Annotated in this window: 8 protein-coding genes and 1 other RNA gene; 1 reads left to right on the forward strand and 8 read right to left on the reverse strand. The window is 43.4% G+C overall.

Annotated features, from left to right (window positions below; all coding sequences use genetic code 11):
* Nucleotides 1-662: 662 nt before the first annotated feature.
* From nagP to AN394_RS20040, 5 genes are all read right to left on the reverse strand, one after another.
* Nucleotides 663-1,967 carry an N-acetylglucosamine MFS transporter NagP gene (gene nagP / locus AN394_RS20020; protein WP_054560759.1) on the reverse strand — a complete coding sequence of 435 codons (1,305 nt, stop codon included), beginning with the start codon at nucleotides 1,965-1,967 and terminating at the stop codon, nucleotides 663-665.
* Nucleotides 1,968-2,175: 208 nt separating this feature from the next.
* Nucleotides 2,176-3,342: an FAD-dependent monooxygenase gene (locus AN394_RS20025; protein WP_055022380.1), complete on the reverse strand. Its 1,167-nt coding sequence runs from the start codon at nucleotides 3,340-3,342 to the stop codon at nucleotides 2,176-2,178.
* Entirely contained in the window at nucleotides 3,339-4,520 is a 1,182-nt protein-coding gene (ubiH, locus tag AN394_RS20030) for a 2-octaprenyl-6-methoxyphenyl hydroxylase (protein WP_054560761.1), read from the reverse strand. Before ubiH ends, AN394_RS20025 begins: the two co-directional genes overlap by 4 nt.
* Nucleotides 4,521-4,528: 8 nt before the next feature.
* A complete protein-coding gene (gene pepP / locus AN394_RS20035) occupies nucleotides 4,529-5,854 on the reverse strand; it encodes a Xaa-Pro aminopeptidase (RefSeq protein WP_054560762.1) in 1,326 nt (441 codons plus the stop codon).
* 20 nt (nucleotides 5,855-5,874) lie between these two features.
* Nucleotides 5,875-6,438, reverse strand: coding sequence for a UPF0149 family protein (locus AN394_RS20040; protein ID WP_054551315.1), 564 nt, complete (start codon nucleotides 6,436-6,438; stop codon nucleotides 5,875-5,877).
* Between the two features lie 194 nt (nucleotides 6,439-6,632).
* Between AN394_RS20040 and ssrS the strand changes: the two genes are divergently transcribed.
* Nucleotides 6,633-6,816, forward strand: a non-coding RNA gene (gene ssrS, locus AN394_RS21800) — 6S RNA.
* 751 nt (nucleotides 6,817-7,567) lie between these two features.
* Here ssrS and AN394_RS20045 read toward each other — a convergent pair.
* From AN394_RS20045 to AN394_RS20055, 3 genes are read right to left on the reverse strand one after another with little or no spacing between them, the layout of a single operon-like run.
* Nucleotides 7,568-10,648, reverse strand: coding sequence for an efflux RND transporter permease subunit (locus AN394_RS20045; RefSeq protein ID WP_054560764.1), 3,081 nt, complete (start codon nucleotides 10,646-10,648; stop codon nucleotides 7,568-7,570).
* Nucleotides 10,648-11,886, reverse strand: coding sequence for an efflux RND transporter periplasmic adaptor subunit (locus tag AN394_RS20050; protein ID WP_055022381.1), 1,239 nt, complete (start codon nucleotides 11,884-11,886; stop codon nucleotides 10,648-10,650). The genes AN394_RS20045 and AN394_RS20050 overlap by 1 nt, the downstream gene beginning before the upstream one ends.
* Before the next feature lie 2 nt (nucleotides 11,887-11,888).
* A complete protein-coding gene (locus tag AN394_RS20055) occupies nucleotides 11,889-13,295 on the reverse strand; it encodes a TolC family protein (RefSeq protein ID WP_055022382.1) in 1,407 nt (468 codons plus the stop codon).
* Nucleotides 13,296-13,522: the final 227 nt, after the last annotated feature.

Consider the following 13,522-nt stretch of genomic DNA (forward strand, 5'->3'; position numbering starts at 1 on the left):
AGGTGCTAGGTGCTAGGTGCTAGGTGCTAGGTGCTAGGTGCTAGGTGCTAGGTGCTAGGTGCTAGGTGCTAACAGCATAGTGTTGGTTTTAGATTCGTAAAGAGGGCTCCCTACCCAATCGACTTTTTTCGGCGTTAAAACGCCTCCTACAACTCGCATCTCGTCCCTCGAAACTCGTACCTTTACTCTTTCTAACTCGCTAACTTTGAATCTGATAGCTGATGGCTCCAAGCGTTGGGTATCGCTCCGCTCTTCCCAACCTACGAGTTAATGAATCAAGCACTGTAAGTCGTCATTTATAGCGACACATAATCGCTAACATTGACGGGCTAAAGCCCGACCTACGACTCACCCGTTGGTTTAAGAAACATCGCGCGAAATAAATTTCACGCCTACGGATGAGCATTTCAATTTAACTATGTGCTGGCACAATCCAATCTGACTTCTGACGACTGATATCTAATATCTCTTTTTTCGGCGCTAAAACGCCTCCTACAACTCGCATCTCGCAAACTTTCCCCTTTACTCTTTACCCTTGTAACTCGCTAACTTTGAATCTGATAGCTGACGGCTGAAAGCTGATAGCTTTAGTTTAAGATCAAAAAAGCCGCGGTGATGGGCGTACCGCGGCTTTGCCTAACTTGAAAAATTAGTTTGCTGGGTTATTTCCAGCTTCTCATCTTATGGCCTTTTAAGGCGTAGAATAAAATGAATACATAACTTGGGATCATCACAATGTAAGCGCCTTGTGCACCAAGGCCTGCTACGTTTCCTAAACCGATTAATAATGGGCCTAGTGCACCACCAGCAATACCCATGATCAATAACCCTGATGCAGTGCCTGTTAAGCGACCTAAGCCAGCTAAAGCTAGTGGCCAAATTGCAGGCCAAACCATGGCATTAGCAAAGCCTAATAACGCAATGCATAACAATGGGTCTGGTAATTGTGGGCCACCAAATGGCACTAATAATAGATTTGAAATAATAAACGAGTCATTGCTACCAAGTACCACTAACATCACGGTGATAATACCAGCAATACCCGACATTAATAACGCTGTTTGTTGGCTCATAAAGCGTGGAATAGTCAAAATACCAATCGCGTAACCAATCAACATACACGCCATAGTGTAAGAGGTCATAACTGAGTAGTCGGCAACGCCAATTTGTAAAGCGTACGAGCCAATGGTATCTGCTGCAATAACTTCAACAGCAACGTATAAAGCAATACCCACTACACCTAAAACTAAGTGAGGGTGTGCTAGGGTTTCTTTAATTTCACCTTTACCGTTTGATGTTTCGTCTTCATCAAACACTAAATCAGGTAATGGTGCAAATTTCGCAAAGGCGGCAAATAACATGATTAAAGCAGCAATCAACACATAAGGCATGATAAGGCTATTTGCCATAATGTCTTTTTGCTCTTGTGATAATTTACCTGCACCATCAACAACACCGCTTACTACTACAGCTGCAAAAATCACCGGCACGATAACACCCGCAAATTTGTTTAATAAGCCCATGATACACACGCGCACAGCGGCTGATTTTTCAGAGCCCATTTTCACCACGTATGGGTTAACAGCGGTTTGTAGCACGGTTTGTCCAACACCTATCATTAACTGTGCGAACAAGAAAATTTCGATCATTTGCAGTTTCGCAGCCGGAATATACATCAGCGCCGATAAAGCCATAATCGCACAGCCAATCGCCATACCATTCTTATAACCAACGCGCTTGATCAGCATAGCCGACGGGATACCGGCAACTGTTACCGCAATATAAAAAGAAGAGATGATAAACGAAGCTTGTAACGGCGAAAGCTCAAGCATTTGCTGCAAAAATGGTGTAATTGCACCATTAAGCCACGTTATACACCCTAAGATAAAAAACATTGAGCCAGCCAATACCATTGGCAGCCAGATGCTTTGTTTTGTGTTGTTGTCACACTCAACCGTTGCTTCCATAATTGTTCTCTTAGTTTAATTATTTTTATTTGGTTGGAATCTAGTATACAACTCAACAGAGCTGTTCAATTTCCATACCAATCACAAAAATTTAATCATACACTAACAAAAATGACAGCGCTATCATTTTGCGTTCATATAAGTGCAAAAAAGCCGCAGCTAATTGCTTAGCTGCGGCTTAAACTAAATAGTAACAACTAGTTAGGTGTTATTTACCAATTGCTTCTTTTGCAAACAAATGTTTAATGGGGCCAAGGCTGTCTACAAGGCTTAAACCAACACCACGTACAAGCTTTTTCAGTGGATTAGCGCCCGCAAATAGCTCTTTTAAGCCTTGCATCATGGCAATATGTTTTTGTGCATCAAGCTTACGAGTACGTTCATAATCACGCAGCGTGCGTGCACTTGCAAACTCGCCTTGCTCATTACTTAATAGCTCAATTAAATAAGCAGCGTCTTTTAGGCCAAGGTTCATACCTAAACCAGCTAATGGATGAATGGTATGCGCTGCATCGCCCATTAATACTACTTTGCCCGACACCCACTGCTGGGCATAACGCATCTTAAGTGGAAACGCCATGCGCTCACTTTGCACTTCACATAAACCACATTGGCCATCAAGGGCTGCCATAACCGCTTTATTAAAGTTGCTATCATCAAGCGCTAAAAGTGTGTCGCAATGCTCAGGGCTTGTTGACCAAACAATTGAGTGCGTATGGTTATCTGGCAAGGGTAAAAACGCCAGCGGCCCGGTTGGTAAAAACACTTGGCGTGCTGTGTTGTTATGCTCATCAGCGGTTTTAACCGTGGCAACAATGGCGTGATGGTCATAATCTTTGAAGGTAATTGGCATGTTGAACTGCTTGCGAATAGCCGAGTTAGCCCCATCAGCCGCTACTAATAATTTAGCAATCACAGGCTCGCCGCTTTCAAGAGTAATAAACACATCAGAGTCAGTTTGATGAATTTGCTGATAGCGGGTTTCGAACAGTAAAGTAGCATTACTTTGCTTTTCAAGTTCGCTAATTAAAGCGTAGCGAATAATATCGTTTTCGACGATATGACCCAGCTGCGGCAAATCGAGATCGTTATGATCAAAATGAATTTTACCAAAGCTGTCTTGATCACGTACATCCATCGACGTATACGGTGTAGCACGTTGTTTAATGATCTCTGGCCATACATTTAAAGACTCGAATAAGCCCTGACTAGCTAAGCTCAATGCGCTCACGCGAAGTGCGTAATCATCACCCGGTAAGGTTTGATTTTTACTCGCATCAATCACCACAACGCTGATATCTGCTTTTGCTAAACCAAGTGCTAGCATAAGGCCAACACAGCCACCACCGACAATACAAACTTGTGCTTGTTTCATATCCGTTTACCTTGCTTAACCTGACCCATAAGCTGTTTTGCCAGCGGGGTTTTTAACGAGGAGAATAAATCCATTGAGAAAAGGCCAATGCTGCGACCAAGCGCGAGCAATCGTGATGAGTTAGAGAACAAACGCACTAGGCTGTCTGTGAGTGTCATCACGGTAGTAATATCTTTACTGCGAGTTTGGCTGTAATTACGCGTAAAAGCGTAATCACCAAGGTCGCTTCGGTTTGCCATATCACACAATAATTGCACATCACGTAGGCCTAAATTAAAGCCCTGCCCTGCGATTGGGTGAATAGCATGCCCTGCATTACCAATTAATACCGTACGGTGGCTGCTCAGTGATTCTGCTTTACCGTACACAAGCGGATAACTTGCGCGCATACCCACTTTACTAAATGCGCCGCCGCAGTAACCAAATGCTTTTTGTAACGCAGCTAAAAAGGCATCGTCTTCAAGCGCCATAGTGTGCTCAATTTGCTCAGGCTCCATGCACCACACCAGTGAATATCGGTTATTACTCATTGGCAACAGTGCCATTGGGCCGTGCTCAGTAAAACGCTCAAAGGCATGATTATGATGACCGCCAGCCACTTCGATGTTGGCAATAATCGCCGCTTGCTGATATGCGCGGGTATTAAATTCAATATTAGCCAGTTTACGGCTTTGCGAATGAGCGCCATCAGCAATCACCACAAGCTTTGCGCTTAACTGCTCGCCCGAGCTCAGCGTGATGTTGGCAAAATCGCTTTGGTATTCAAGCTTGGCAACCGTATTAGGGCAAAACAAACTAACATCAGTACGCGTAAGTTGCTGATGAAGGCTGCGCCCAAATGGGTTCACTTCGACCACATAACCAAGGGCATCATGACCATATTCTTGGCAATCAATATGCGTTTTACCAAAATGACCACGATCAGACACAGTGACTTTTTTAATCGCTGCCGCAAATGGTGCTTGGCAATCAAACGCATTGATTGATTTTAAGTACTGAACAGACTGCTGAGCCAGCGCAATGCTTCTATCATCAAAGCTTGGATGATAGTTTGCGCTCACTTCATTTGCTTCAATTACAGCGATTGATAACTGCTTATTGCTCTGTTTTAGGCCTAGGGCACAACTTGCACCTGCCATTCCACCGCCGATAATGACAACATCAAACTGCTTTGCCACGCTTGCTCCTAGCCTTTGTTTGCTTGCATCACTGCTTCAATGTCACTAATGGTTTTAGGAACCGAAATGGTCAGGTTTTCATGGCCATCTTTAGTGACAAGTAAGTTATCTTCGATACGAATACCGATGCCTTTATATTGCTCTGGTGCTTTTGCATCTTCGCTAATATATAAACCCGGTTCGATTGTGAGCACCATGCCCGGCTCAAATACGCGCTCTTTTTCATCAAGCTTATATTCGCCAACATCGTGTACGTCTAACCCTAACCAATGACCAAGGCCATGCATGTAAAATGCTTTGCACGCTTGGTTTGCCATTAGCTCATCAAGCTCACCGGTTAAAATGCCTAAATCAATAAGCCCTTGCGTTAATACCGTTGAGGCCAGTTCATTCGCTTTCGATAAACTACCGCCTGGCTTTACTTGGCTGAATGCTGCTTCTTGAGCTGCTAATACAATGTTGTAAAGCGCTGCTTGAGGTTCGCTAAACTTGCCATTGATTGGGAAAGTACGTGTGATATCTGCCGCATAACCTTCAAGTTCACAGCCAGAATCAATTAACACTAAATCGCCATCTTTTAGCTCAGCGTCATTTTGTGTGTAGTGCAAAATGTTAGCGTTATCGCCACTGCCGACTATCGTGCCATAAGCAGGATGACGGGCACCATTCATTGCATAATGGTGATGAAGCTCTGCTTCTAATTGGTATTCAGTTGCGCCTGGTTTGGCAAACTGCATCGCGCGAATATGGCCTTGTGCACTAATTTCACAAGCTGTACGCATAATGTTTAATTCTGCGTCAGATTTAAACAAACGCATTTCATGCACTAAACCACGAATATCTTTAATGGTATGCGGTGCTTTATAGCCTTTTTTAGGTGCGCCGCGAAGTGTGTTTAATAAGTCCCAAACCTTTGCATCGAAATTTGCGTAAGTGCCTTGTGCATAAAATAAAATCTGCTGGCCGTTCACCAAATCTAATAATTGTTCATCTAGTTCACTAAGTGGGCAAGTTGCGTCGAATAAGTACTCTGATTTAGCTTTTTCGAAGCCAATTCTACGGCCATGCCAAATTTCAGCTAGTTTATCTTTATTACGGCAAATAAGCGTACTTGGTGTATCGCTTGACGGGCAAAGCACTAAAACTGCATCTGGTTCGTTAAACCCTGTTAGGTAGAAAAAGTCACTGTCTTGGCGAAATGCATATTCAGTATCACGGCTACGTGTTACTTCTCCAGCCGCAGGAATAATAGCCACGCTATTTTTATCCATCATAGCAAGCAAGCGCTCGCGGCGGGCTTTAAATTCAGCTTTATCTATTGCAATAGACGACATGCTAAACCTCTGTAATTTGATTAGTGAAGGGTCTTCTTAGGGTTTTTATCTGCAGGCTCTTTGCCTAATTCAGCAAAACATAAAAGCGCAGAAACACGCACATACTCAATCACTTCGTGGAGTGCTTGGCTGTCTTCTTCGGTCTCTTCAAACATGGTGTCTAGGCGGGTAATTTCACTAAAATCGCTGATCACTTCTTTCACGTCAGCAGATAACTTGCCGTAATCTTTTTGTTTTAAACCAAAACCAAGCATAAAACCCGATACCCAAGATACTAAGCCATTGGCTAAATCGATCAGTGTTTCGTCGTCGCTTGGTAAGAATAGGTCAAACTGAAATTCTTCATCGCTAAAGCTGGCAACAACCTGAGAATACACATCAGCAAAAAATGCTTTTAAATCTTTATTGAAGGCTAAGCCATCATTGAATACATCGCTTAATAAACCTAAGTATTCGTCGGCTTCGATATTGATGCCACAGGCTAATAAACCACTGATCACACCATGGGCTTCGGCTGGTGCGACAAAAATTTCATTCTTTTCTAATAACAATTGGGCTTGTTGGTAATCAGGTAACGTGCTCATAACTTTTTCTTTGTTCGGCTAAGTAACGCCATGCTACCACTCGATAAATCGCAACTCCAATTAATTGTATGATTGAGGTCAAAAAGCAATCTGAAAAGTAAATAAGCAGTTAAAGGTGGGGAAAAACTACCCGAACGATCCGCTTTTTTTACTTCTATGGTTTAAGGATTGAAACTTGTCTTATATACTGAAGGTGTTCCCTAGGGTGCAGGAGCTTGGTTAAGTCCCTGAGCCGATAAATTTTATGTTAGGGTTTCTGTTCGTTTACTATTGTGCAAGCTCGGCATGTACCGAGAAGCCTACGGTAGACCGCAGATCCCCGCCCTGAAACCTCAAGGTTTCAGGACTGACACCGGGCACCGCATACTTGGGGAACACTATCAGCTATCAGCTATCGAAAATCTTCCATGTAGTTTTTCTTTTATACAAGAGCTTATTATTCTTATTCGCGCGAAATAAATTTCACGCCTACGGTACTATTTAGTTTCAAGTTTCAAGTTTCAAGTTTCAAGTTTCAAGTTTCAAGTTTCAAGTTATCAATACTTTCCTTATATTTCCCTTTTACAAGAAATTTTAGTTTTCGGCGTTGAAACGCCTCCTACATCTCGGCAGTCGTTAACTTTACTCTTCCCCCTTGCTAACTTGTTTGTTTTTCTGATAGCTGAAAGCTGATAGCTCCTGTATGTTGGGTTTCGCTCTGCTCTAACCAACCTACGAGCTAATGAGTCAAGCACTGTAGGTCGTCATTTATGGCGACACATAATCGCTAACATTGACGGGCTAAAGCCCGACCTACGTCTTACCCGTTATTTAAGAAATATCGCGCGAAATAAATTTCACGCCTACAGTACCGGGTTTAGCCATAGCAATGTGCGGGCACAATCTAATCTAACGTCTAACCACTGATATCTAATATCTCCATTTTTTTCGACGTTAAAACGCCTCCTACAACTCGTATCTCGTCCCTCGAAACTCGCACCTTTCCCCTCGCTAACTTTATTCTTTTAAAACAAAAACGCGGGATAAATCCGCCGCCACTCGTTACCTGTAGCAGCGGGTTTACCCCGCGTCCTAGAACCTAGCTCCTAGCGCCTAGTCCCAACCAAGCGCTAACTGTTAACTTCGAGCCCTACTTAAACCACCCTTGAAAACGCTCCATTAATAGATAATTAACTGGCACTAATAGCAAGGTGATAAGCGTTGCGAAGATAATCCCAAAACCAAGGCTTACTGCCATTGGAATAAGGAATTGTGCTTGCGTTGCTTTTTCAAATAACAGCGGCATTAAGCCAATAAAGGTGGTTAAACTGGTTAGCATAACAGGGCGAAAACGTGCCGCACCGGCAAGCTTAACGGTTTCAAGTAAATCACCGCCCTCTTCACGTTTCTTATTGATAAAATCAACCAGTACCAAAGAGTCATTCACTACAACACCTATCAGGGCTAACATGCCAAGTAAGCTCATAATGGTTAACTCCATGCCCATTACCCAGTGGCCCATTACCGCACCTATCATGCCAAACGGAATAACACTCATCACAATTAATGGCTGTAAGTATGATTTAAACGGTATCGCTAATAACGCATAAATAATAAAGAATACAAACACGAGGCCCCAAGCCAATGAACCAAATGACTCTCGCTGCTCTTTGGCTTCACCTTCGAGAGAGTAATCAACCCCTGGGTATTGCACCATGAGCTCATCTAAGTAGGTTTTTAAATCTGCTTGCAGTACCGTCATATTGGTATTTGATTTTTCAACATCGGCTGTCACATTCAACGTGCGATAGCGATCAATACGATAAATAGACGATGGACTTTGCCCCGGTACTAAGGTCGCCACATGCGACAATGGCACTGTGCCACCCGTTGGGGTTTTAATTAAAATATCGGTTAAATCAGCAACTGAGCGACGTTCTTCAATTGGCAAACGCACCATTACACGCACATCATCACGACCACGTTGAATACGTTGAACTTGCGCACCAAAGAAGGAATTACGCACTTGCTGTGATACATCAACACGGTTTAAACCAAGCGCTAAACCTTGCTCTGTTAGCTCAATTTGCAGCTCGTCTTTACCATCTGACATGCTATCAGCAATTTCGTACACAGTTGGGTAAGTTGCTAAACGCTCTTTTACCTTTTCTGCCACAGCTTCAAGGGTGTCGATTGAGCTGCCACTTAGCTGCACATCAATAGGATCTGAACTGCGACCAAATTCAGCACGGAAAGTCACACTCTCTGCGCCCGGTATAATACCAATAAGGTCACGCCATTCACTGGCAAGCTCTCGAGAGCCGATATCTGATTCACGTTTTTCGGCTGGTGTGATTTCAAAGCGCACACTACCTGTATTTGACGAACCACCACGGCCACCCGTGGTTGCCAAAATATTTAAAATCACGCTTTGACCATCTTCATCGCGATACTTGTCTTGTAGCTCTTTGGCCTTCTCTGACATATCGATGATGTACTTGTTGGTCACTTCAAACGGTGTTCCAGCAGGGAATGTTAGCTCTGCGCGAACGGTTTCACTTGGTATACGTGGGAAGAATATAAACTTCGTCCAACCGCTGGTGATCAGGGTCAAAATGATGAAGAAAACCCCTACGAACAAGCTGACAGTTGCTAATTTATTCTTTAGTGCAACATTTAGTAGCGGCTGATAGTACTTCATAATGGCGTGTTCAAAGCCATCGGCAAAACGCTGCTGAAACTGCTGCAGTTTTGACGGATTACTTTTTTCACTTCGTAGTTTTAAGTACTTTAAGTGAGCCGGCAGAACAAATTTAGACTCTATTAAAGAGAACAGTAATACCGGAATAACGACAACAGGAATTTGCGCAAATAAGGCACCACGGTTACCTTCGATAAAGGCTAATGGTAAAAATGCAGCAACCGTTGTAAGTACACCAAAGGTAACGGGTGTCGCAACTTCTTGCGTACCACGAATAGCAGCTTGCTCACCACTTTCGGCTGTTTTTAGGTGGGTGTAGACATTTTCACCGGTCACAATGGCATCATCAACAACAATACCAAGTACCAAAATAAAACCAAATAAACTCATTACATTAAGCGTAATACCAAAAATTGGCATTGCTAAAAACGCGCCCATGAATGACACAGGGATACCAATAAACACCCAAAACGCAATGGCAGGACGCAAGAACAAGGTAAGTAATGCAAGAACTAAAATACCACCTTGAATAGCATTGGTTGTCAGTGTAGCAATACGGCTTTTCACGATTTCAGAGTCGTCATCCCAAAAGCTTAACTCAAACCCTTCAGGTAGCTGGCTTTGATGCTCGGTAATGTAATTTTTTACCGCATCAGCAACTTCAATCGCACTTTGCGGACCAATACGGTACACATCAATAAACGCCGCTTGCTTACCATTGAATCGCGTGCGAACTGGGGTTTCTTCGAAGTCATCAGTAATACGAGCAATGTCACCTAGGCGAATAATGGTACCATCAGCTTGGTACTTCACCACAACTTGGGCAAACTCATCTTTACGATAGGCTTGGCCTTTTGAGCGAATGAGTACATCACCCCCTTGTGTTTTTAAGTTACCTGCAGAAACATCGGTACTTGAATTACTAATTGCTGAAGAAATGTCCGATAAGCGTAAATCATATTGGCGTAATGTATCTTGGCTTACTTCAATAGCAATTTCGTAATCACGCACCCCACTTAGCTCTACCTGAGTGATTTCTGGCAAGCGTAATAAGTCATCACGTACCTGCTCGGCGTATTCTAAAGTTTCTTTTTCGCCGTATTCACTCGACACGGTTACCGCTATTACTTCACGAGTGCGCTGTGCAAGGGCTACAACTGGTTTTTCGGCATCAACCGGAAAAGTGTTAATGGCATCAACCCGGCTTTTTATATCGGCTAATAGCTCCCGTGGGTCATAGCCGGTATCTACTTCAATTGATACCGAGGCAGAGCCTTCTGATGAGCGGCTAGTAATACGCTTGATCCCTTCGAGATCTTGCACCGCTTCTTCAATACGGATAGCGACACCTTTTTCAACATCTTCAGGTGTTGAGCCACGTAAGGTCACGCTAACACTGATACGGTCTGCTTCAAATGAAGGGAACACTTCGAGTGGTATTTGCGTCGAAACGCTAAATAGCCCCGCTAATAAAATGCTGATCAGCAATAAGTTTGCTGCAACATGATTCTTTGTAAACCAAGCGATCATTATTGCGCTCCTTGCTCTTTAGGCGGCTCTTGATTGCTTGGGCGCTGTGCTTTACCACGCGTAGCTTGATATGCTTCACTACCCATAACGGTAACTTGTGTACCTGAGCTAACTTGTCCAAGCGGAGTAATCACTAAGTGTTCTCCTGCTGATAAGCCTTCGGCAACCATAGCTTGAGTCGCGTTTTGCCAAGCCAGTGAGATGTTTTTACGACGTAATACACCTTGCTCTTCAATATAAACGTACGTGCCTTGGTAAATTGCGCTGTTTGGGATCACAATGGCATTTTCAACCGCTTTGCCGGTAATTTGCGCTTTGATGTACTGACCAATTTTAATTGGATACTGATTCGCAGAAGTGGCTTTGTAAGGGTCATTAATTTGTGCAACCACGTAAAGCTGCTGCGCGCTTTCATCAATGGCCCCTTCGGTGCGAATAACTTGACCTTGCCATTGCTGTTTACCAACAAGATCTGAGCTAAATTTAACGAGTGAACCTGCGCTATTTTTAGCACCATCACGAAATTGTTCTGGTAAGTTAATGAACGGCAGATCTTTATTTTTGATTGGTAAGCGAATTTCAACACGGTCAATCGCATAAATGCTGGCAAGTTCCATGTTATTACTCACCACTTGGCCTAAATCTACGCTGCGGCTTAAAACTCGCCCCGCGTATGGAGCAGTTATTTTTGTACGCTCTAAATCAAGTTTGGCTTTTTCAAGCGTCGCTTGGGCAGACAATACACTTGCCTCGGCTGCTGCAAGTTGTGGCTTACGCAATACCAGGCTACTTGCTTGTTCACCCTTGCCTAAGCGCTCCCAATCAGTAATAGCTTGACGACCACGAGCTTGCTCTTCAAGTAGGCTTTGCTCAGCGGTTAATAAAGCCGCTTGCGCTGATTTTACTTCGGCGCGGTGATCTCGATCATCTAGTTGCAACAACACATCGCCTTTTTCGAAAAAGCCACCTTCACGAAATTGCTCACTAATTTCGATAATTTGCCCTGAAGCCTGCGCGACTAGCATACTTTGCGTACGTGGCTTTACGGTGCCAAAACTATCAATCATCACCTGATAGGTTTCTGGTGTTAAGGTCTTAACTGCCACATTTACTTTTGCTTTTGGAGGTGAAGAAAAACGGTTTGCTTGAGGCGGGTTGCCTTTAATAAACATGACAAGCAGTACCGTCACAACAATTACTACCAATGGAATTAAAATTTTACGTGTCTTGCTATTCATGATTATTGCTCTGCTACTTCGCTGTTTGCTTCACTAAAATCACCACCAAGGGCAATATGTAAGTTGATTCTATTAATAATTAACTGGTTTTTAATTTCGATTACCGAGCTTTGCGCATTGAACGAACGGTCTTGTGCATCGAGTACCGTGGTGTAGGTAACCAAGCCACTTTGATATTGTTCAAACGCTAATGCCTCTGCGGTAATGGCATTTTCTTGCGCTTCTAAGGTTTTTTCGTAGCGTACTTTAAGCGCTTGCTCTTGACTGATGGCTGTTTCAACATCGTTAAACGCATCATAAAGTGTGGCAAGATACGCCTGTTCTTGGCGCTTAACGCTTAGCCTTGCTTGTTCTTCATTGGCTTTTAAGCGACCCCCTTCAAAAAGCGGCATCGAAATACTACCAATCAGCGACCACGCTAAGCTTGATGGCGAAAATAAGTCGCTCACTCTATCTGTGCTATCACTCATTGATGCAGAAAGATTTAAGCTCGGAAAACGCTGTTTATGCGCATAAGCAAGACCAGCATCGGTGCTAAGTAATTGATACCAGCTTGCCATTAACTCAGGTTTGCGAGTAATAAGCTCTGAAGGTAAACCAAGTGGAATAGCACTATCGAGTAGAGGTAAATCTGCACTAACGCTTAACGCGCCAGTTGGGTATTGGCCTGTTAAACGCTCTAAATCGCGAATCGATTTAGTTAACGTTGCTTGCTGCGCTGCAATGTTCGAGCGCTCGGTATTTAGCTCATTACGAGCAAGATAAACATCAAGTGCTTCATTTAAACCTTGGCGATAACCTGACTCAATAATATCTAAATTTTTCTCAGCGTTTTGCTCACGCTGCTTATATAGCTCAAGTAATTTGTGGTTCGTAATAACATCAAACCAACCCGCTACCACATCAGCGACTAATTGTTGTTTGCTTTGTGCAAAGGTGGCTTTTTCAGCTAGGTATTCAAGGTTTGCTTGTCGTTCTGAGGCCGATAATTTACCCCATAAATCAACTTCGTAGCTTAATTCTAATGATGCAGAACTAGCGTTGTTATAACTAACAGGGCGGTTATCTTTACTACGGCTGGCACGTGTTGATAAATCAAGGCTTGGCCATAAATCAGCCCCAGCAGCAATAAGCTGCTGCTCTTTAATCGCGACATCATAGCCCGCTTGTAAAATCGCTTGGTTATGGGCTAATGCTTGCTCAACTAAAGTAAAAACTTGAGGGTCGTGTAATTGCTGCAACCAGTTATCTTCAACAGCAAGCGCCTTGTCGCCAGAAGGGAGTTGCTGCCATGCACTTGGTACAGTATCAAGCTCAGCAACTCGTTCATTGTGAGTCGGCTTGCTCGCACATGCACTTAGCAAAATTACACTTAAAGCCAATAAACTCGGCTTATATTGCCAATTCATTCTAAAAACCTGAAAAACATCTATTTATGAGTGTAATTCAAGCACCACGTTAAGTTTTGCTCAACTGACTTTACATAACATTACACTGCCTTACATTTGGGGACGATGAACGGTAGGGAAATGGAGGTAAGTTGCAAACTATCAGCTATCAGCTATCAGCTATCAGCTATCAGCTATCAGCTATCAGCTATCAGCTATCAGCTATCAGCTATCAGCTATCAGCTATC

This window comes from Pseudoalteromonas sp. P1-26, from assembly GCF_001401795.1.
GTDB lineage: Bacteria > Pseudomonadota > Gammaproteobacteria > Enterobacterales > Alteromonadaceae > Pseudoalteromonas.